Genomic DNA, 20,083 nt, shown 5'->3' with positions numbered 1-20,083 from the left:
CCGAGCAGGCGGCTGCAGCTGAGGCTGAAGGCGCGGCACTGCAGGAAGCCGCGAATCACTCGAATAAAGTCCGGCAGCCTGCCGTTACTGTCGTGGCGATTCCCGACGCCGGGACTTCAGTCCCGGCGCCTTCCCTACCTCCCACATCGTCGAAGGAAGCCCCCCGCGCCGGACTGCCTGACGCCGAAGCACCTGACAACGAGGAGCCTGGCAAGGAAGCACCTGACAACGAGACACCTGACAAGGGAGCAGCATCCGATGCGGATGCTGAAACGGTGTCGAACAAGGTGGCGGATGAATCCTCCCCTCGGTCTCAGGATGACGCGTCGACTGCAGCTTTGAATGTTGTCAATGTGACACCGCTGCATGCCGGCGAGCGTTCCTAGACCAGCGCTTCTCCCGGATTCCTTCTACCCGGAAACCCCACGCGCGGGATCGTTCATGAGGGCCTCGTCGATGATCTGCTCGAGTTCCTCGGCATTGCCCAAGTCATGCGGACGCACGACAGCATCCTCCGCCACGTAATAGAACGCCGCGCTGACTTCCTCCAGGGGAACGCCCTTCAACCGCGCCCATGCAAGACGGTACACAGCCAACTGCACGGCTTTCGCTGCGAGTTGTTTGCCTGCAGGCCGGCGTCCTGTTTTCCAGTCGATGAGTTGCCATCGCCCGTCCGCGTCGCGGAAAACGGCGTCGATACGTCCGCGGACCACCACGTCACCGATCCTCGTTTCCACAGGCACTTCCACAAAGGCCGGGGCCCGATGCGCCCACTCGGACTGCTTGAACGCTTCAACCATTTGATCCAGGCCGTACGCTTCGTCGATATGGGCATCCGAGCCGGGTGCTTCGTCGATGTCCAACATGCCGGTTGTTCCGAAGTACTCCTCCACCCAGGCATGGAAAGCTGTGCCCTTTCGGGCCGAAATGCCCGGTTCCCGGGGCACGGGTCGGCGCAGTTGGGCCAGCACCGCTGCGGGATCTGCGCCAAGGTCAACGAACAGGGAGGCCGAGATGTGGCTGGGCAAGTGCACATCCTGTCGAAGCTTTCCCTGGAGCCGGCGATCCAGTAGCAGCTGGGCTTCGTGTGACCACCGCCCCGGGTTGCCTGTCAAAGCTTCCGGTGGTCCTTGAGAAGCGGACTCCTCCATGAATTCACGTACCCGGGCCGCAGCCCGGTCCATGGCGGCACGACGCCCGGGAACGAGCCTGATGCGGGCTCCCGTACGGGGATCGGACGGGCCTTCGAGTGGATCATACGGAAATTGAGCCACTTCCAACGTGGCGGTGAGCGGGCTGCTATCGGGCAGGGATTCTTCGGCTACCGACTCGGGGTGGACCACAACGCCCTGGACATTCGCGACAGCCAGGGCGTCCCCGGACGAGGAGGACACTCCCGCGAGCGGCGCCAGCTCGGAGAGGAACGACGACATCCCTGCCATACCGGATCTGGACCCATTCCATGCGGAGCTGGACACCATCAAAACAAACTTGGCCCGCGTGTAGGCGACGTACGCAAGCCGGCGTTCTTCGGCTTCGCCATGATGTTGAACTTCCGATTTGAAGTCCTTCTCAGCGTCCAGCCACCCCTTTTGGTCGTTGTGGTCAAGATCCCACTGCGGCAGATCAGCCCGGTCACCGCGCAACGGCCATGGCAGGGCAGCTGCGCCGCTGCTCCATCGTGAGTCCCTGTTGCTGGGGAAGGAACCTGCGTTGAGCCCGGGGACAAAGACGACGTCCCATTCCAGCCCTTTGGAGGCGTGGACTGTTAAGAGTTGGACTGCTTCCCGATTGGTTTCAAGAGGAGCAATGTCCAGGCCACCTTCCTCCGAGGCTGCGGCTTCCAGCCAGGAGAGGAAAGCCAGGAGATCGATCCGCTGGGAGGTTTGCAGGAATCCGGCGGCCGCGTCCTGGAAGGCATCCAGGTTCCGGCGTGCTTGGTGGATGCTGACGCCAGGCTTTGCGGCCACCTCGATATCCAGCAACATGGCACGTTCAACCTCGCCGAGCAAGGTTGTCAGGTCATCCCCAATGTAGGTGCGAAGGGTGCGCAGCTCCTCCGACAACCTCGTCAATCGTTCCAGGGCTGGAAGGCTCAGCGACCTCCCATGTCCGGATGTCCAGCCCGGCCGCGGCAGGAAGTCCAAGGCTTCCACAAGGCTCGCGGCGTCAGTGATGTCGCTTTCCATCACGACAGCAGCCGGGTCTTCGTCCGCCACCTCAGGGGTGTTGCCGGGTCCTGACCTCCGCTTGGCCAGGAAACGGGACCAATCATTAAAGGCCATGAGGTCCGCTGGCCCAATGCGCCATCGTGCTCCGGCTAGAAGCCGCATCAAAGCATCGGAACGGCCAGGATCAGCCAGAACCCGCAGCGTTGCCACCAGGTCCACTATCTCAGGCGTGTCCAACAGACCCCCGAGGCCAACGATCTCATAGGGAATTCCTTGAAGTTCGAATTCCCTCCGAAGGCATTCCATCTGCGCGCGTCGCCGGCACAGAACCGAAATTGTTGGCTTGACCGGAGTACCGTCTTTCTCTTCCTCGAAGACGGTCCTCTGGTACCGCCGGACGTCGCGGGCAATAGCGCCAGCCTCATCTTCGTCTGTGCTGAAGCGACCGATAACAACGCTGCCTTCGGCCGCGGCCGGACTCGGCACCAGGGGTGGAACCGCCACGCCACTTGCAGTGTCCCTCTCCCCCGCGGGGCTGTCGGCTGCTGCGGCTTTGTTCAAGGGCGCGGCAATAGTGTTGGCTGCCTGGAGGATGTTCCTGCCGTTGCGCCAAGCCGTGGTCAGGTACGACGTTGGCGCCACAGAATAGGAGTCTCCGCCAGATGCTTGATCGTTGTGCCTCACGGGGAACTCCTGCACAAAGTGGAAGAGCTGTCCTGCGGAAGCGCCGCGGAATCCGTAGATCGATTGGTTCGGGTCCCCTACCGCGGTGACGGCATGACCGTGGCCGAAAAGGCGCGAAAACAAGACAAGCTGGGCATGCGAAGTGTCTTGGAACTCGTCCAGCAGCACCACCTTGTAGCGTGCCCGCTCAGTGGCCGCAGCCAACGGTATTTCCCGGGAGATGCGGGCCGCAAGTGCCACGAGGTCCCCGAAATCCAGCACTCCCCTTTGACGTTTGGCATCCTGGTAGCGCAGAACCATATCTGCGACGCTGGCCCGGGTGCGCAGCATGGCAGCGAGCTCCCCTGCCGCCTGCGTGGGGCTCTTCTTTGCACCGGCCACATAAGGCAGTTGCTCGAAGGACTGAACGCGTTCCAGCACCCAGTCCCGGACGGTGGCGGGGTCCTGCAGGTGTTCCGCGCACTCGCCGGCCAGCTGGATGACGGCATTGACGAGCGTCGACTTTGCCGCGGTGAAATGCTCGTATTCGCCGTCGTAAGCCTCAACAACCTCGCTTGCCAACTGCCACGATTGGGCACCGCCGAGCAGGACGACGTCCCGCTCGATGCCCAACCTCAATCCATAGTCCGAAACAATTCCGCTCGCGTAAGAGTGGTAGGTGGACACTTTGGGCTCGAGGTCGTCGGCACCCAGAAGCCCTTCCGGGAAGCCGATGCTGCCATCGTCTTCGTTGGCTATGCGCTGGAGGGTGGCCAGTTTTGCCCGGATTCTGCTGGCCAACTCGCCGGCAGCTTTACGGGTAAATGTCACACCCAGGACTTCCTCGGGCCGGACCCAACCATTGGCCACGAGCCACACAACGCGGTCTGCCATGGTGGCCGTTTTTCCCGACCCCGCGCCGGCAATCACCAGCCGTGGCGTAAGGGAGGAAGCGATGATGCTTGCCTGCTCTGCGGTGGGGTGGTTCTTTTCGCCAAGGATGTCTGCCAGTTCCGACGGGGAGAACCTGGGAACGGGCAGCCCGGACTCCCCTTCCAGGATTCCGGCATCCCTGCTGCCGGATCCTTCAAGAAGATCGGTAGTCATTCAGTGACCTGCTTTCCTCTGGCGCACAGTGGGCAAATATCGGGCAGACGGCAGCCATGTCCGCCGTGTCCCGCTTTGCTCGGATCATGCCGGGCTTCGAACGTTGCGCCGGCCATGAGTTCCGCGGCCTCATGGACCAAAGCCTCTGCCCAGTTGTCGTCGGGCTCGAGTGGATCCTGCTGTTGAACCCCCGGGCTCTTGGTCTTGGTTCCCAGCTGTGCAAGGACGGCCCCACCTGGAACAGGGTGGCCGGACTCCCCAAGTGCGCCCGCATCCTCGAATGCACCTTTGAGCACCGCTGCCTGGTACGCCCCCAGCTGGGGGTGCCTGGCTACTTCGGCCTTGCCCGGCTGGCGTTTTCCGGTTTTGAGATCGACGATCACCAAACGGCCTGCGGCGTCGATTTCCAGGCGGTCAACCTGTCCGCGGAGCACAGCGTGCCGAGTGGCGGCCGAATCATCTGCATCCTCATTCAGACGTGCAGAACCCAGGTGGACGTCGGGAAGTTGGACTTCGAAGTCGTGCTCCACCGCCAGCAGGCTCCTGCCTTCGCTTCGCATGATGAGCACGTACTGGGCCAATTTGCGAACCATCTGTTCCGCACGCTGGTAATCGAGCTTTCCTTCCCAATTGTCTTTCATGCCAAGGGTGGGCCAGCGGCGAACGAGTTCCGCAACGTACTGCGTCCCTGAAGCGTCCGGAAGCTCCTGTGCAATGCTGTGCACCAGTGTGCCAAGGCTCCGTGCGAAGTCCGTGGCAGCTTCTCCCCCGGCCGCTTGCACAAACCAATCCAGTGGGGACTTGTGGACGGTCTCCACCTTGGATGGCGATACCGCAACAGTGCCTCCCGGTGGGACAACCGCTTCCTCGGAGCTCAAGGGCGCCAAGCCCCACCAGGTATCCGGATGGGCTCCGGCCACGGGTGGATCAACAGAAGCAAGACGAGCCAGCACACGTGCTGCCTCGCGCGCCGTGGGTGTTTCGCCGTTGGCGTCGTGGTCTTCAGCCTGGGCATGCTGCCTCAACTCGGCCACCAGCGCGCGAAGAGTCATGGGTCGATCCACCGGTGTGTAGTCGCGCCGGTACTCGCCGGAAGCCAACGGTGCGACATAATCCAGGAAGGCCGAAGGTTGTTCGTCCTCCGAAGAGACAGCCGTGCAGATGAGGACCTCCCTGGCGCGTGAGACCGCAGTGGAGAAACTCCTGAGTTCGTCGTAGCGGATGTCCCTGAGCCTGCTGAGGGGTCCGCGGCCCAACGCGTAGTCGACTCCATGCTCCACGGCGTCCGCAAACAGGGTGCTGCCCAGGAGTTCCCCGCGTAGACGGGTATTCGGCCAGACACCTTCCTGCAGGCCGGCCACGATCACCACAGGCCATTCGCGGCCAGCCGCACTGGCAGGAGTCATGATTTCCACGCATTCCTCAAGCTGGGCCCTGGCCGCAAGGGTGTCCATCGGAAGTTCCTGGTTCAACAAGTAATCGAGGAACTGTTCCGGGCCTGAGCCGGGCAGTTGATCCACAAAACGCTCCGCCGTGTGGAACAGCGCCATCATGGCGTCAAGGTCGCGGTCAGCGCGCGCCCCTGCACTCCCTCCTTCCAGCGCAGCGTCGGACCAGCGTGGCGCCAATCCCGTGGCGTGCCATAGCGCCCAGAGGACGGATTCCGCGTTGGCCCCGGGTTCGGCTGCTGCGGCAGTGCCGGCAGCAATCATCCGTGCAAGTCGTCGGGCAGGGTTTCCTTCAATTCCCAACGAAGCCAGCGCTCCCGGTTCAAGCAACGCTTCCACCAGCAAAGCGTCACTGGAACGTCCGCCGCCGCCAAGTAGCTCCTCGCGCCGGAGAGATTGACGGAGGCGGCGGAGCTCAATGGCAGACGCTCCACCAATGCGCGAAGTCAGGAGAGAAACAGCGGTTTCGGGAGTGAGCTTGGCCGGATCAAGGATGACAGCGAAGACTTCCAGGAGGGGCCGGACGGCCACCTCATCCCGGACTGCGGAATCAGCCACAGGAACGCGCACGGGAATTCCCTGTCCATTGAGGTACCGCTGGAGTTGCGAGATCAATCCACCATTTCGGACAATGACGGCAATATCACTGAAGTCCCGGCCCTCACGCAACTGCGCTTCCAGAATCCGCTGTGCAACGTATCGGAGCTCATGGACAGGCGAAGGCAGCACGTGTCCTTCCACCCGCCCGTCGTTGCTGATTTCCTGGGCGCCTTCGATGGACTCCGGCTGTTCGAGTCGCCTCGCCTTTTGGCCCCCCGATCGTTGTGAGATACGTGCGGCAACCCTTGTCCAGGCCCGCGCCACCTCGGGGCGATGACGATGCGTGGTCCACAGTGGCCGCTCAAGAACCCCGTGGCTTCCCTCGAGAAGCACGGGCAGCTCCGCGACAAGGTCCGGCCGCGCTCCACGAAAGCCCTGCACCACCGTGTCAGGCGAATAGGTAACTATGGCGTCCTTGCCCTCGGCAATATCCGCCAGGAGTTCAAACACGGCAGGATTGGATTCCTGGGCATCGTCCACGAGAATCAGCTGCAGCCGGTCACGCTCAGCGGCCAGGAAAGCCGGCGAGTCCTGGAAAATCTGGCGCGCCGTGGTGATGATCCCTGCGGGATCGAAGGCCTCGGGCATGCGGAGGTCCAAAACATCCCGATACTCGCTGTAGAGCTGGGCGGCCGCCATCCAATCCGGACGCCCACATTCATAAGCGAGCCCCACCAGGTCCTCTGCAGTGCGGCCGGACTCGATAATGCGATCAAACAATTGGCGGATCTCGTGGCGGAAGCCGCGGGTGGGCAGTGCTGCGGAGAGGTCCTCCGGCCAAGGCAACTGATGCCCTGGGCGGGAATGGCCTTCCAGCAGCTCCTTGATGATCAGATCCTGTTCCGGTCCGGAAAGGAGCTTCGGCGGACGGGGCAACGGCAGGACGCCTTCCGCTTTGGCTCGCCGGATGACGTCGAAGGCGTACGACGCCCAGGTGCGCGCCGGCGTCGTACTGAGGCTTCTGTCCAGGCGACCGGTGAAGGTGTCCCGCAAGGCGGCTGCGGCGTGTCGGCCAGGAGCGAGAATAAGTATCCGTTCGGGATCCACGCCGTCTTCATTAACACGGCGGACCGCCGATTCGACCAGCACCGTGGACTTTCCGGTGCCCGGACCCCCAGGGACCAGGACAGGTCCGCCTCCTTGCCTGACTGACACAACCGCACGCTGGTCCGGAGACAGGTCAGGCGCCGCGTAGTGAATCTCGCGCGGCGGAAGCAGGCGGAGGGCTGCCGGGGCTTGGCGGGTTTTGGTAGCTGTTGCGGTCACACAGTCATTTCATCATCGGGCACCGACAAATTATGGAGCTGACGCTCCAACTGGTCCGAGATCACATCAATACGATCGAATTCAGCATCAGTTGGCGCCCATCGTGCAGCTCCAAGGTCCACGCGCCATCGCCCCTCGCCTGTCCGCAGGAATTCCTCAAAAGCGCCGTGCAGGGGTGTGGACTCCTGCACATAATGGCGCAGGGCCTCTGCCTCGTGGCCGGGCGGGGCATCCCCGCTTGCCCGTAGGACACGCCACCAAGGTACGGAACTGCCGTAGTGGCTCATCACCGCGCCCACCTGCCTGGGTCCGCCGGCTCCAAGGAGTTCTGCGACGTCACCATATGACAGGGCCGTGCCGGGCGGAACAAGGTCCACGACAGCCAGCACCGCCGTCACATACTCCATCCGCATGTGCTCCAGCGTAGCCGCAGGAGTGTCGCGCCCAGTACTGTCAGTGCCAGCCGGTAGCGTGAAAACATGAGCTCCTGGAACACCCTCCCCCGCGCTGCCTTCGACCTCGAAACCACAGGTAAGAATTCCCGTTCCGCCCGCATCGTCACGGCTTCAATCACTGTGGTGGATGCGCACGGACAACTCATCAAAGAGCATGAATGGCTGGCGGACCCCGGGGTGGAAATTCCCCTGGAGGCCAGCGAGGTCCACGGAGTAACTACGGAGAAAGCCCGCGCGGAGGGCCGCCCGGCGGCCGAGGTCACGCGCGAGGTGGCAGCGGTTCTTCAGGAATTGTTCGACGACGACACCCCGGTCATTGCATTCAACGCCAGCTACGACTTCACGGTGCTCGCTGCAGAGTCGGCACGGCATGGTGTCCCGCAACTGACCCGTTTCCCCGTTTTGGACCCCTACGTGATGAACAAGCAGGTGGACCGGTACCGCAAGGGCAAGCGGACCCTGACCGCTTTATGCGAGGAATATGGCGTGATCCTGGACAACGCCCACACCTCCGCTGCGGACGCCTTGGCCACCCTGCGCGTTCTGGATGCCATGGCTGGCAAATTCCCCAAGTTGCAAATGCCTGCCTCCAAGCTGCACCATTTGCAGGTGGACTGGGCCGCTTCCCAAGCGGCTGACTTCCAGCAGTATCTGCGGCGGAGCAAACCCACCGCTGTCATCGAAGGCGAGTGGCCCGTACTGCCACCCGAGGATGCCAGCCGAGGCGGCTTCTGAGGCAGGTTTCGGCCCGGACGGCCCACAGTTGGGACGCAAGTCACAAGAATTTCGAAGGTCCCCGCGCACCAGCGTGGTGCGCAGGGATTTCATCACTCAGGCCATCACCGGAACACTTCGGGGAAGACAGGGCTCAAGGTAGGAACTTTCTTCGGAAAAAACGAGCCAAGGCAATCACTTGTTCGATTCACCAGCCGTTCGGGGGCTGGTGACATAATTAAGTTTGGCGGGTTGAAGTCTGCTAGGGCAGCCATCCCCATACTTGCTGCCACGTTCCCCGCCCACCGCGAACGTCTCTGTGACCCGACGAAAGTGATTTCTTCATGAAATTCAAAGCCCTCAAGTGGCTGTCTGCTGCTCCCGTAGCAGCGGCCCTGGTGATCTCCTTGGCAGCATGCGGCGGAGGAACCTCCCAGCCCAGCGGCTCGCCCACCGATGCCCTCGCCGGCAGTGACCAGCAGACCCTGGACAAGTACACCACCGCGGACGTCACGGCGCTGGACAAAATCGACAAGTCGAAGCTCGGACTCATCACGGACGGCACCCTGCGCGTTGGAACCCTGTCCGATGCACCGCCGAACATCTTCATCGACCCTTCGGGCAAGTTCACGGGTTATGACAACGAACTCCTTCGCGCAATCGGCGACAAGCTTGGCCTGAAGGTGGAGTTTGCATCGACTGACTTCTCCGCCCTGCTGTCGCAGGTAGCAAACAAGCAGTTCGACGTCGGATCCTCCTCGATCTCCACCACGGATGCCCGTCGAAAGACCGTCGGCTTCACCAACGGCTACGACTTTGGCTACATGGCCGTCGTGACCAAGAACGACGCCAAGGTCACCGGCTTCGCCGACCTCAAGGAAGGCGTCCGGATCGGCGTCGTTCAGGGCACCGTTCAGGATGACTACGTCACGAACACCCTCAAGCTGGAGCCCGTTCGCTTCCCTGACTACAACACTGTTTATGGCAACGTGAAGAACGGTCAGATCGACGCTTGGGTTGCTCCGTCCCAGCAGGCTTCGGGCCAGGTCAAGGACGGCGACGGTACCAAGATCGCCGAAAAGGTTGTCAACACGCAGAACTTCACGGCCTACGCCGTGAACAAGGACAACCAGCCCCTCCTCGATGCACTGAACGCCGGCCTGGATGCCGTTATCGCTGACGGTACGTGGACCAAGCTCACCTCCCAGTGGTACACCGACCGCCCCACCGCGGCCGAGCAGACTCCCCAGGGCTGGAAGCCGGGCAGCAAGGCCGTCCAGATCCCGGCCAAGTAACCCGGGCGTTCCATGGATATCCTCAAGCAACTGGCTGACACCTTCCTTGACTGGGAGGCGATGGGCGAAGTCATTCCCAAGATGTTCGCCGTCGGCCTGCCAAACACACTGGTGCTCGCTGTCATTTCGGGCATTATCGGGACCCTGCTGGGCATGGCCCTGGCCCTGATGGGGATTTCCCGGAACGCCGCGGCCCGGTGGATTGCACGCATTTACACGGACGTCCTGCGCGGACTTCCGCCCGTGCTGACCATTCTGGTCATCGGATTCGGCTTTGGCCCCATCATCCGTGAACTGACCGGTTCCACGAGCCCCTACCCAATGGCCATCGCAGCACTGTCTTTGATGTCGGGGGCGTACATCGGCGAGATCTTCCGCTCCGGTATCCAGAGCGTGGACAAGGGACAGCTCGAAGCGTCCCGCGCCCTGGGGTTCGGCTACGGCGCTTCCATGCGCCTGGTGGTGGTTCCCCAGGGCATCCGCCGGGTGCTTCCTGCGTTGGTCAACCAGTTCATCGCCCTGATCAAGGAATCCTCCCTCGTCTTCCTCCTGGGCCTGCTGGCCACGGAACGCGAGATCTTCCAGATCGGCAAGGACGCGGCTGCGACCAGCGGCAACCTCTCGCCCTATGTGGCTGCGGCCGTCTTCTACCTGGTACTCACGATTCCGCTCACGCACTTCGTGAACTGGATTGATGCCCGCTTCCGTTCAGGCAGGCCTGAAAAGAAAGAACCGGACGATGCTGCGGCGGTCGTCGGGAAGGGAGCTCACGCATGAGTGAATTCACATCCGGCACGTTGACGGCAAAGAACATCCATTTGTCGTTCGGCACCAACCACGTCCTGCGGGGAATTGACCTGCACGTTGAGAAGGGCACCACGGCTTCGGTCATCGGACCCTCGGGTTCAGGCAAGTCAACGCTGCTCCGCGTGATGAACCGGCTCATCGAACCGGACCAGGGCGACATCCTGTTGGATGGCCGTTCCGTCCTCAAGGACAACCCCGACGAGCTCCGGCGCCGGATCGGAATGGTGTTCCAGCAGTTCAATCTCTTCCCCCACAAGACGGTGGCCGAGAACATCTCCCTGGCGCTGCGTAAGATTCGCGGAATGTCCAAGGAACAGGCGCGTGAGGAGGCCTTGGCCCAACTGGACCTGGTCGGCCTCAAGCACAGGGCCGATGCCCGCCCTGCCAACCTTTCAGGTGGCCAGCAACAGCGCGTAGCCATTGCCCGTGCGCTTGCCATGAAGCCCGAGGTCATGTTCTTCGATGAAGCCACCTCCGCGCTGGACCCGGAACTCGTCAAGGGCGTACTTGCCCTGATGACCGATCTCGCGCAGGGAGGCATGACCATGGTGGTGGTTACCCATGAGATGGGCTTCTCGCGCAACGTCTCAGACGTCGTGACGTTCATGGACGCTGGCGTGGTTGTGGAATCCGGTCCACCGGAGCAGCTTTTCAACAGCCCCCGGACAAAGCGGCTCCAGGGTTTCCTCTCGGACGTCCTCTAGTCCGCGTAGGGCAGCCAAACAGCAGACCCCGCCTCCGGACGATCGCCCTAGTGGTGAAAGTCAGGAAGCGGGGTTTCCTGCATTAAGCGCAACTGCGGTTGGGCACCAGCCAGTCCCTTGTCTTGTTTCCAGCATTACTTCCCGAGTTTCACAGACAACACTGTCAACGCCGCTGCGTCCACCTTGTTGCGGAAATCCGGCTCGGATTGCGCCTTCTGGAGTACGGCGTCATACATGGCGGGGATGCTTCCCGGGTCCGCGCAAACCAGCATCGTGCCGCCCGCTGCGAAGAAGTTGGTGGCGCGGTCCGCAGGGGTCCACGGCTTCAGCTGTGCTGCACTACAGACGTCATCCGAGAGGATAATGCCTTTGAAGCCAGCGTCCCCGCGAAGCATCTGCCCCATCACCACGGGCGAGAACGGCGCGATGTTGGCGGGGTCGATTTGGTCGTAGTAGGCATTGGACACCATGACCCATTGCACGCCGTTCGCAATGGCTGTGCGGAACGGTTCCAAGGCAGGATCATTCCGCGTGGTTTCAGTGTCCCTGACGTTCTGGCTGACATCGGTGTTGGGAACTACCCTGCCGAGGCCTGGGAAGTGCTTGACGACGGGTGCAACGCCCGCCTCCTTCATGCCTTGGGCAAAAGCGTTTCCGAGGTTGGACACCTGCCCTGGTACGTATCCGTACTCGCGTTGGAATTGTCCGATGGGTGCATTGGACGGCGCGAACCCAGGGCTCGTCACAGTATCCAGGACCGGAGCCAGATTGACGTTGACGCCGGCGCTACGGAGTTCCTTCCCCCAAACTGTGGCGTCTGCCTTAAGCTTCGCGGGACCAGCTCCGGCTTGCACCAATGCGGCAGGGATGGTGGAGAAATCCGGGCCGGCCAGGACCTGGACGTATCCACCTTCCTGGTCCGTGGCCACGAAGAGAGGGAGCCCACCGGTAGTTTCGGCGGAAACTGTCCCGGTAAGGGAGGCCACAACGGCAGCTGTGGCAGCAGTCCCGGCCTTGCTGCGACCGCTCAAGTAGACGTTGCCTGCGTGGTATTTGGTGAGTGCTTCCATGGTGCCCGGCTCCGCACCCGTCGCCTTCGCGGCAATCATGAAGAGTTGCCCGACACGTTGCTCCAGGCTTAGCCCGGCAAGCTGTTGTTGCGCCGCGGACAGTGCTTCACGGGTAGGTGGTGTGGAAGGTGGCTGGGAGACCTTGGGCTCGGTTGAAGCCCCGGAAGTGGACTTGCCCGGAACAGGGGTGGTCGTCGGCGAAGGGGTAGTTACAGGCGGCGAAACCGGTGCAGTTGTTGGGCCAGCGGTTTCATTTCCACTTGAGCAACCAGGAACCATTGTGACCAGGATTCCGGCCGCCGCGGCCCTCACGCCAAGGGATGCAATTGACTGGATCTTGCGCATGGTAAACCGTGAATTCGTTGGGGTTGGGTTTCCCTTACGAGCCTACCCCGGGAAGTCGCAGTGCCCCAGACTGCTTCGACCAGCCGGCTGGGGCACTGCGTTGTCCTTGACCTCGGGATCGCGGACCTAGGCGATTGCGGCGGCCGCTGCCTTCGCAGCAGCCGGGAGTGCGTCAATGATCCTGTTCATGGCAGCGTCGTCATGCGCCGCGGACAGGAACCAGGCCTCGAAGACCGACGGCGGCAAGTAGACGCCGGAATCCAGCATCGAGTGGAAGAACGGTGCGTAGCGGTAAGCTTGCTGGCCCTGGGCGTCGTCGTAGTTGTGCACGCCGTGGGTGGAAGTACCGAACGCAACCGAGAACAGGTTGCCTGCACGCTGGATGGAGTGGTCCACGCCTTCGGCATCAAGTGCGGAGGAAAGAGCTGCGGACAGCTCCAGCGAACGGGCGTCCACATAGGCGTAAACGTCAGGCGTGGCATGGGTAAGCGTTGCGACGCCGGCAGCCATGGCCACAGGGTTTCCTGACAGCGTGCCTGCCTGGTACACCGGGCCAACGGGTGCGAGGTAATCCATGACGTCGGCGCGTCCGCCGAGGGCCGCCGTCGGCATTCCGCCTCCAATAACCTTGCCGAAGGTGAGCAGGTCCGGGGCCCATCCTTCCTGACGGCCTGTGAGCCCCCAGTAGCCGGCGTAACCGGTCCTGAAACCGGTGAGGACTTCGTCGAGGATGAGGAGCGCCCCGTGGTCCTTGGTGATGCGGGACAGCCCGGCATTGAAGCCCTCGCCCGGGGTGACGACACCCATGTTTGCCGGGGCAGCTTCGGTAATCACGGCCGCGATGTTGTTGCCGTGCTTGGCGAAGGCAGCTTCGACAGCTGCGAGGTCGTTGTAAGGCAAAACAAGTGTCTCAGCTGCGGTGGCTGCCGTGACGCCGGCCGACCCGGGGAGGGCCAACGTCGCGAGGCCGGAACCTGCGGCTGCCAACAGGCCGTCCAGGTGACCGTGGTAGCAGCCGGCAAACTTGATGATCAGGTTGCGGCCGGTAAAGCCGCGGGCGAGGCGAACCGCCGTCATGGTGGCCTCGGTGCCCGTGGACACCATCCGCAGGCGTTCGACGGCGGACACGCGCTCCTTCACGATCTGGGCGAGGTTGGCCTCATCCGGGGTGGATGCTCCGAAGGACAGACCGCGGTCCACGGCAGCGTGCACGGCATCGAGCACGGCGGGGTGGGCATGGCCGAGCAGGGCCGGGCCCCACGAGCAGACAAGATCTACGTATTCCTTGCCATCAGCGTCAGTGAGGTAGGCGCCCTTGGCCGAAACCATGAATTTCGGTGTGCCGCCAACGGACCCGAACGCACGCACGGGCGAGTTCACTCCGCCGGGCATGAGGGACCGGGCTCGATCGAAAAGCTGGTCGGACACAGGGGTGTTTGAAGTCATGGTTCCTATTCTTTCAGTCATTCAGAAGCGTCTTTCGGTGATTCAGCATCGCAGCTATGAAGCGTCCGCCAGCAGCTCCGCGACCCGTGGGGCCACTTCAGTGCCGTACAACTCGATGCAACGCATCATGGATCCGTGCGGGAGGGTGCCGTTGCTGTATTTGAGGTCGAAGCGGTCCACGCCGAGGTTGCGCTTGAGCAGGACGATTTTGCGGGCCACCGTCTCGGGAGAACCCACATAGAGAGCGCCCTCCGGGCCGCACATTGCGTCGAATTCCCCGCGGTTTCCCGGACCCCAGCCGCGCTCTGCCCCGATTCTGTTGCGCTGCTCCAGCCAATGCGGAAACAGTTCTTCCCGGGCATGCTGGTCAGTGTCTGCAATGAAGCCGGGCGAGTGCGTTGCGATCTGTCGCATGGAGTGACCGTATTTGGCCATTGCGTCGCGATAAAGATTTACCAACGGAGCGAAACGGCGGGGCTCTCCCCCGATGATCGCGAAGATAATCGGATAGCCATATTCCGCGCACCGCAACACGGATTCAGGTGTACCGCCCACGCCTATCCATGCCGGCAGCAAATGGTGCTGCAAACGCGGGTAGACCTGGAGTCCGTTCACGTTGGGGCGGGTGCGCCCTTCCCAATGAATCGGTTTTTGGGCCCGCACTTTGTCAAACAGCTCAAGCTTTTCTTCGAACAGGACGTCGTAGTCCGCCAGGTCCAGTCCGAACAACGGGAAGGACTCAATGAATGAGCCCCTGCCCAACATGACCTCCGCCCGGCCATTGGAGATTGCGTCTACAGTGGCGAAACGTTGGAAGACCCGGATCGGATCATCCGAACTAAGTACCGTCACGGCCGATCCGAGCCGGATCCGGGATGTCACTGCGGCAGCTGCCGCGAGGAAGACCTCGGGAGCAGATACAGCAAAATCGCGGCGGTGATGCTCTCCCACGCCAAAAGCATGGATGCCCAGGGCGTCAGCCAGCTTTGCTTCCTCAAGCAACTCCCGCAGGGCCTGGGCGTGCTCCTTGGGATTGCCGTCGGCATCGAGGCCCGCGTCCCCGAAAGTGTTCAGGCCGAGCAGGATTTCGGCGGCGCCCACCGGTGCGGTGGGGTCGGATTCAGCCCTGGATGCAGACGGAAATCCCGGTTCGGAAGGCACTGCGGTCATCAGGACTCCTTCAGCCAGCCTGCCAGTTCGGAGGCCCAGTAGGTCAGGACAGTATCGGCTCCGGCCCTTTTGATGCCCAGCACTGACTCGGTGATGGCGCCCCGCCGATCGATCCAGCCGTTGGCAGCGGCGGCTTCGATCATGGCGTACTCCCCGGAGATTTGGTAGGCCGAGACGGGTACGGGGCTCATGGCCGCAATATCCGCGAGGATGTCGAGGTAACTCATGGCCGGCTTGACCATGACCATGTCGGCGCCTTCTTCAAGGTCCAATTCAACTTCGAGAATGGCTTCGCGACGGTTGGCTGCATCCATTTGGTAGGTCCGGCGGTCACCCTTCAGCTGGGAGTCCACGGCTTCACGGAAAGGACCGTAGAAAGCTGAGGCGTACTTGGCGGCATAGGCCAGGACAACGGTGTTCTTGTGGCCCGAATCCTCCAACGCCTGGCGGATGACGGCGATTTGTCCGTCCATCATGCCCGAAGGTCCCAACACATGGGCGCCCGCCTCGGCCTGGGCAACCGCCATCTGGCCGTAGATCTCCAAAGTGGCATCGTTGTCCACGTATCCTTCGGCATCCAGAACGCCGCAATGTCCGTGGTCAGTGAATTCGTCCAGGCACACATCGCCCATGATCACGAGGTCATCGCCCACCTCGGCCTTGACGTCCCGGATGGCCTTGTTCAGGACACCTTCCGGGTCCAAGGATGCGGTGCCCCGTGCGTCCCGGACCTCTGGTACGCCGAACAGCATCATGCCGCCCACGCCAAGTTCCACGGCTTCCGCAGCCGCGCGCTTGAGAGTGTCGGTGGTGTGCTGGACGACGCCGGGCATTGAACTGATCGGGCTGGGCTCGCTGAGGCCTTCACGGATGAAGGCCGGAAGTATGAGGTCTGCGGGGGCCAGGCGTGTTTCTGCCGTGAGCCTGCGCATCGCCGGGGTGGTGCGCAAGCGGCGGGGACGGTGGTTCGGAAAGCTCATCTGGGGTTCCCTTCGTTGACGAATACTGTTTCCAAGGCGGCCGCGATGCCGTCCGAGGTAGGTTCTTTGGCGGTGGCTGCGACGGTGATTCCGAGGTGGGTGGCCTCTTCCGCCGTCGGACGCCCAATGGCTATGAAGCGGCACCCGCCCAAGGGCAGAAGGGTCTCCGCAATACGTCGCGCGGCGCTCGGGGAAGCGGCCACAACGGCGTCGAGAATCCCGGCGTCAATGGCCGCACGAGCTTCCGAGGGAGTCATTTCCTGCGGCTGTCCGGTACGGGAACCCGCACTGCCGGAGGCAGCACTGCCGGAATGCACGACGACGGCGGGTAGTTCCGCTTTCAGGCGCAGTCCCGTCCGGGCCGGGTAGTCCACCGTGTGATAGGCGGTCACCGATGTTACCTCTGCGCCCTTGGAGGCCAATCCGTCCCGCAGGCCGGGGCCCGCGATATCGGCTTGCGGGAGGAGAACCCGTGCAGGTTCCGGTTCCCATAGGGTGACGAGGCCTTCGGCAGATTGAAGGTCCGTGGGTGCCAGTGAGACGGTCAGGCCGATAGCTTCCAGGATCCGCTGTGACGATGGACCGATCGTTGCCACCCGCGTCCGTGATGGCACGAGGTTTGCCGGAAGCGTGCCACGCTCGGCAGCCTTTTCGAGCAGGACGCGCACGGTGGTGATGCTGCTGACCACCATCCAGTCAAAATATCCAGCGGCGAGCTGATCCAGGGCGGCGTTGAGGGAAGCCTGGTCCTCCGCCCGTTCGAAATCGATGAGGGGAAGCACCAAGGGCTCCGCTCCGAGCGTGTGCAGGAGCGAAGCAAGTGGCCGGGCACGGTCGGCGCTCCTGGTAATCAGGACCCGCCGACCGACCAAAGCCGATGTTTGAGTCACATCAGGACGCTGCAAGGTCCGCGATCTCCGCGGCACCGGCAGCGAGCAGGAGCTCCGCAACTTCGATGCCGAGCAACGTCGCCCCTACTTCGGTCAGCCCATCGGTGGCCTTCTTCTCGCGCACGGTCTTGGTACCGTCAACGGCGCAGACAACGGCTTCAAGGTGCAGCATGCTGCCCTTCCTGAACGCGTAGGCACCTACCGGCGCGGCGCAACCAGCTTCGAGCCGGGCCAGGACGGCACGTTCGGCTGTCACGGCAAGCCGGGTGTCGGCGTCGTTTAATGCGGCGAGAGCCTGGGCGAGAACGCCTTGGGAGCCTTCCAACTGCGGGGCGTCCTCCGTACGGCATTCGATGGCTAGCGCGCCTTGGCCCGGGGCAGGCAACATGACATCCGTCTCGAAGAACTCGCTCACAGTGTCCAGCCGGTCCATCCGTTCCAGCCCGGCCGCAGCGAGCACTACGGCGTCCAGGTCGCAGGACTTGCCGGGAACAACTTCGTCGGTGACGTTGCCGGGAAGCCCGGGGACGCGTCCCAGGCGCGTGTCCACGTTGCCACGGATATCCAGCACCTCAATGTCAGGCCGGGCCGCCCTTAGCTGTGCAGCACGACGAGGTGAACCCGTACCTACCTTGGCACCACCGGGCAATTCGGCAAGGGTTAGTCCATCCCGTGCACACAGGACGTCCCTGACATCCACGCGCTTGGGGGTAGCGGCGATGCTCAGTCCAACTGCAGCCCCCGTGGGCAGATCCTTCAAAGAATGGACAGCGACATCGCAGGTTTCGGCAAGCAAGGCATCCCGCAGGGCCGCCACGAAGACACCCGTGCCACCCATCTGCGACAGCGAGCCGGTCTTGACGTCGCCCTCGGTCTTGATGTGCACCAGCTCCACCGGGAAGCCACCAACAGCCGCCAGCTGATCGGCCGTCTGCTGGGTCTGGGTCAGCGCGAGCTTGCTGGCCCGGGTGCCAATGCGAATGGTCACTTGCTGGCCTCCGTGGAGGAGTAAGCGTCATGGCCAACACCGATAGTGGAACCGACCTCGGCAATAGCCGGCTTTGCTCCCCGGAAGTTTTCGCAGCAATTGGGGCGGCAGACATCGTACCAAGGACCAAGGTCCGTTACGTGGGGGCGATCGGCGATGTTGTTATCCACCGTGCGTTCACAGATCAGGTCAACCAGCCCGGAAACAAAGGCAGCGTGCGTTCCCGGGGTGGGGACGCGGGTGGCTTCCATCTCCAGGTTCCTGCAGGTCTCCAGGGCCTCGGTGTCCAGGTCCCAAGCAACCTCCATATGGTCACTGACAAAGCCAAGGGGAACGATCACGACGCCGCGTACGCCTTCGGGGGCGATTTCTTCGAGGTGATCGTTGATGTCCGGTTCCAGCCAAGGAATGTGCGGCGCGCCGGAGCGGGATTGGTACACGAGGTCCCAGGCCACATTCGGGGCAACGGCATCCATGATGGCCTGGGCATTTGCCAGGTGCTGTGCCGCGTAGGCCGATCCTTCCGCGAATTCGCGCGGCTCGTCCTCGGACCGGCCGGCTGCTTCGGCGTCGCGCGTGGGGATGGAGTGGGTAGCAAACAAGACCCGGATTTTTGAATCGGGATCGGATTCACCGGCGGCTGCCAACTTGCCGCGGATCTCTTCCAGCCCGGCGGCGGTCCCCTCAAGAAAGGGCTGGACAACACCGGGGTGGTCGAAGTACTGGCGGATCTTGTCCACCTCGAGCTTGCCGTCCAGTCCTGTTTCGGTCAGGGCGATGCCAATGTCTTCACGGTACTGGCGGCAGCTGGAGTAGCAGGAGTAGATGCTGGTGGTGAGCATCAGGATGCGGCGGTGGCCGGCGTCGTAGGCGTCCTGCAGGACCGGAGCGATGTACGGGTCCCAGTTCCGGTTGCCCCACAGGACCGGAAGCTCGATGCCGCGTTTGGCCAATTCGGCTTCGATTGCGGCCTTCAGTTCGCGGTTCTGCTGGTTGATGGGGCTGATGCCCCCAAACGCGCGGTAGTGGTGTGAGACCTCTTCAAGGCGCTCATCCGGGATGCCACGGCCCCGGGTGACGTTGCGAAGGAAGGGAATGACATCTTCCTGGCCTTCAGGACCACCAAAGGACGCAAGAAGCACGGCATCGTACTGCTTTGCTTCCTGACGGCCACGCCCGGTGACTTCGTTGGGGGTGGTGGAGACGGCAAGGCCACTCATGCGAGGACCTCTGCAATCTCGGCAGCAGTCACGCGGCGGCCGGTGTAGAACGGAATTTCTTCGCGGACATGGTTGCGGGCGTCGGTTGCGCGCAGGTGGCGCATGAGGTCAACGAGGTCAACGAGTTCAGGTGCCTCCAGGCCCAGGATCCATTCCCAGTCACCCAGCGCGAACGAGGAAACAGTGTTGGAGATGACCTGCGGGAACTCCCGGCCCAGCATTCCATGGTCACGCAGCATCTTTCCGCGTTCTTCCGCGGGAAGCAGGTACCACTCGTAGGAGCGGACGAACGGGTAGACGCACAGCCAGGTGCTGGGCTCAACGCCCCGTGCGTAGGCCGGAACGTGGCTCTTGGCAAACTCGGCTTCCCTGTGGACGCCCATGGCGGACCAGACGATCTCAGTGCCGGCAAAGAGCTTGCTGCGGCGAATGGAACGGACGGCTGACTGGAGGTCTTCCGGCTTGGATCCGTGGAGCCACACCATGATGTCGGCATCCGAGCGCATGGCCGAAACGTCGTAACTGCCCCGCAGGGTCACGCCTTCTTCGGCGAGCTTCCCTTCAAGGGCTTCGAATTCCTGGGCAGCATCGCCGCTGCGCAGGACATCGGCCGAGCGTTTGAAGACGGTCCAGAGCGTAAAGAACTGCTCTTCGGTTCCAGCAGTTTTAGTGACAGATTCGGCAGAAGTGTGGCTCATGGTTCAAGTTTGCCCCGTGCCAGCCACTAAGTCGAAACGGATCACT

16 protein-coding genes are annotated in these 20,083 nt (G+C 62.7%); 4 read left to right on the top strand and 12 right to left on the bottom strand.

Annotated elements, in window-relative coordinates:
• Positions 1 to 55 precede the first annotated feature (55 nt).
• The 4 genes from J2Y41_RS23120 to J2Y41_RS12530 form a co-directional block, all read right to left on the bottom strand.
• Entirely contained in the window at positions 56 to 199 is a 144-nt protein-coding gene (locus J2Y41_RS23120; RefSeq protein WP_396133539.1) for a hypothetical protein, read from the bottom strand.
• A gap of 211 nt (positions 200 to 410) precedes the next feature.
• Positions 411 to 3,941, bottom strand: a complete 3,531-nt coding sequence (locus J2Y41_RS12540) for an ATP-dependent DNA helicase (RefSeq protein WP_309928731.1) — start codon at positions 3,939 to 3,941, stop codon at positions 411 to 413.
• On the bottom strand, positions 3,938 to 7,255 hold the full coding sequence (locus J2Y41_RS12535) for an ATP-dependent DNA helicase (protein WP_309928727.1): 3,318 nt from the start codon (positions 7,253 to 7,255) through the stop codon (positions 3,938 to 3,940). The genes J2Y41_RS12540 and J2Y41_RS12535 overlap by 4 nt, the downstream gene beginning before the upstream one ends.
• Positions 7,252 to 7,668: an MGMT family protein gene (locus J2Y41_RS12530; RefSeq protein WP_309928724.1), complete on the bottom strand. Its 417-nt coding sequence runs from the start codon at positions 7,666 to 7,668 to the stop codon at positions 7,252 to 7,254. Before J2Y41_RS12530 ends, J2Y41_RS12535 begins: the two co-directional genes overlap by 4 nt.
• A gap of 66 nt (positions 7,669 to 7,734) precedes the next feature.
• Here J2Y41_RS12530 and J2Y41_RS12525 point away from each other — a divergent pair, with 66 nt between their 5' ends.
• The 4 genes from J2Y41_RS12525 to J2Y41_RS12510 all read left to right on the top strand — a co-directional run bounded on the left by J2Y41_RS12525 (position 7,735) and on the right by J2Y41_RS12510 (position 11,230).
• Positions 7,735 to 8,445: a 3'-5' exonuclease gene (locus tag J2Y41_RS12525; protein WP_224164819.1), complete on the top strand. Its 711-nt coding sequence runs from the start codon at positions 7,735 to 7,737 to the stop codon at positions 8,443 to 8,445.
• Positions 8,446 to 8,768: 323 nt separating this feature from the next.
• Positions 8,769 to 9,719, top strand: coding sequence for an ABC transporter substrate-binding protein (locus J2Y41_RS12520; protein WP_224088146.1), 951 nt, complete (start codon positions 8,769 to 8,771; stop codon positions 9,717 to 9,719).
• Positions 9,720 to 9,731: 12 nt separating this feature from the next.
• Positions 9,732 to 10,496, top strand: a complete 765-nt coding sequence (locus tag J2Y41_RS12515; protein WP_224164821.1) for an amino acid ABC transporter permease — start codon at positions 9,732 to 9,734, stop codon at positions 10,494 to 10,496.
• Complete coding sequence (locus J2Y41_RS12510; RefSeq protein WP_309928719.1) at positions 10,493 to 11,230, top strand: amino acid ABC transporter ATP-binding protein; 738 nt, start codon at positions 10,493 to 10,495, stop codon at positions 11,228 to 11,230. The genes J2Y41_RS12515 and J2Y41_RS12510 overlap by 4 nt, the downstream gene beginning before the upstream one ends.
• A gap of 134 nt (positions 11,231 to 11,364) precedes the next feature.
• Here J2Y41_RS12510 and J2Y41_RS12505 read toward each other — a convergent pair whose 3' ends face one another.
• From J2Y41_RS12505 to hemQ, 8 genes are all read right to left on the bottom strand, one after another.
• Positions 11,365 to 12,645, bottom strand: coding sequence for a glycoside hydrolase family 3 N-terminal domain-containing protein (locus J2Y41_RS12505; RefSeq protein ID WP_309928717.1), 1,281 nt, complete (start codon positions 12,643 to 12,645; stop codon positions 11,365 to 11,367).
• Between the two features lie 126 nt (positions 12,646 to 12,771).
• Positions 12,772 to 14,091 (bottom strand): glutamate-1-semialdehyde 2,1-aminomutase, encoded by a 1,320-nt coding sequence (hemL, locus tag J2Y41_RS12500; RefSeq protein WP_224088161.1) that lies wholly within the window; start codon positions 14,089 to 14,091, stop codon positions 12,772 to 12,774.
• Positions 14,092 to 14,145: 54 nt separating this feature from the next.
• Entirely contained in the window at positions 14,146 to 15,261 is a 1,116-nt protein-coding gene (locus J2Y41_RS12495; RefSeq protein ID WP_309928714.1) for an LLM class flavin-dependent oxidoreductase, read from the bottom strand.
• Positions 15,261 to 16,241, bottom strand: a complete 981-nt coding sequence (gene hemB / locus J2Y41_RS12490; RefSeq protein WP_224088163.1) for a porphobilinogen synthase — start codon at positions 16,239 to 16,241, stop codon at positions 15,261 to 15,263. Before hemB ends, J2Y41_RS12495 begins: the two co-directional genes overlap by 1 nt.
• Complete coding sequence (locus J2Y41_RS12485) at positions 16,238 to 17,131, bottom strand: uroporphyrinogen-III synthase (RefSeq protein ID WP_309928712.1); 894 nt, start codon at positions 17,129 to 17,131, stop codon at positions 16,238 to 16,240. Before J2Y41_RS12485 ends, hemB begins: the two co-directional genes overlap by 4 nt.
• Before the next feature lies 1 nt (position 17,132).
• The gene (hemC, locus tag J2Y41_RS12480; protein ID WP_224088165.1) at positions 17,133 to 18,119 is read right to left on the bottom strand and encodes a hydroxymethylbilane synthase; all 987 of its coding nucleotides are present in this window, start codon (positions 18,117 to 18,119) and stop codon (positions 17,133 to 17,135) included.
• Positions 18,116 to 19,339: a ferrochelatase gene (locus tag J2Y41_RS12475; protein WP_224088166.1), complete on the bottom strand. Its 1,224-nt coding sequence runs from the start codon at positions 19,337 to 19,339 to the stop codon at positions 18,116 to 18,118. Before J2Y41_RS12475 ends, hemC begins: the two co-directional genes overlap by 4 nt.
• Entirely contained in the window at positions 19,336 to 20,037 is a 702-nt protein-coding gene (hemQ, locus tag J2Y41_RS12470) for a hydrogen peroxide-dependent heme synthase (protein ID WP_216924089.1), read from the bottom strand. The genes J2Y41_RS12475 and hemQ overlap by 4 nt, the downstream gene beginning before the upstream one ends.
• Positions 20,038 to 20,083 lie beyond the last annotated feature (46 nt).

It is taken from the genome of Arthrobacter sp. 1088 (assembly GCF_031455315.1).
Taxonomy (GTDB): domain Bacteria; phylum Actinomycetota; class Actinomycetes; order Actinomycetales; family Micrococcaceae; genus Arthrobacter.
The sequence above is the reverse complement of the archived record's forward strand: the minus strand, read 5'-3'. Positions and strand labels throughout refer to the sequence as shown.

Coding starts and splice junctions, on each gene's coding strand:
- J2Y41_RS12495 (WP_309928714.1), bottom strand. CDS start 15,261: ATGACCGCAGTGCCTTCCGAACCGGGATTTCCGTCTGCATCCAGGGCT.
- hemL (WP_224088161.1), bottom strand. CDS start 14,091: ATGACTTCAAACACCCCTGTGTCCGACCAGCTTTTCGATCGAGCCCGG.
- J2Y41_RS12525 (WP_224164819.1), top strand. CDS start 7,735: ATGAGCTCCTGGAACACCCTCCCCCGCGCTGCCTTCGACCTCGAAACC.
- hemQ (WP_216924089.1), bottom strand. CDS start 20,037: ATGAGCCACACTTCTGCCGAATCTGTCACTAAAACTGCTGGAACCGAA.
- J2Y41_RS12515 (WP_224164821.1), top strand. CDS start 9,732: ATGGATATCCTCAAGCAACTGGCTGACACCTTCCTTGACTGGGAGGCG.
- J2Y41_RS12540 (WP_309928731.1), bottom strand. CDS start 3,941: ATGACTACCGATCTTCTTGAAGGATCCGGCAGCAGGGATGCCGGAATC.
- J2Y41_RS12530 (WP_309928724.1), bottom strand. CDS start 7,668: ATGCGGATGGAGTATGTGACGGCGGTGCTGGCTGTCGTGGACCTTGTT.
- J2Y41_RS12510 (WP_309928719.1), top strand. CDS start 10,493: ATGAGTGAATTCACATCCGGCACGTTGACGGCAAAGAACATCCATTTG.
- hemB (WP_224088163.1), bottom strand. CDS start 16,241: ATGAGCTTTCCGAACCACCGTCCCCGCCGCTTGCGCACCACCCCGGCG.
- J2Y41_RS12505 (WP_309928717.1), bottom strand. CDS start 12,645: ATGCGCAAGATCCAGTCAATTGCATCCCTTGGCGTGAGGGCCGCGGCG.
- J2Y41_RS12475 (WP_224088166.1), bottom strand. CDS start 19,339: ATGAGTGGCCTTGCCGTCTCCACCACCCCCAACGAAGTCACCGGGCGT.
- J2Y41_RS12520 (WP_224088146.1), top strand. CDS start 8,769: ATGAAATTCAAAGCCCTCAAGTGGCTGTCTGCTGCTCCCGTAGCAGCG.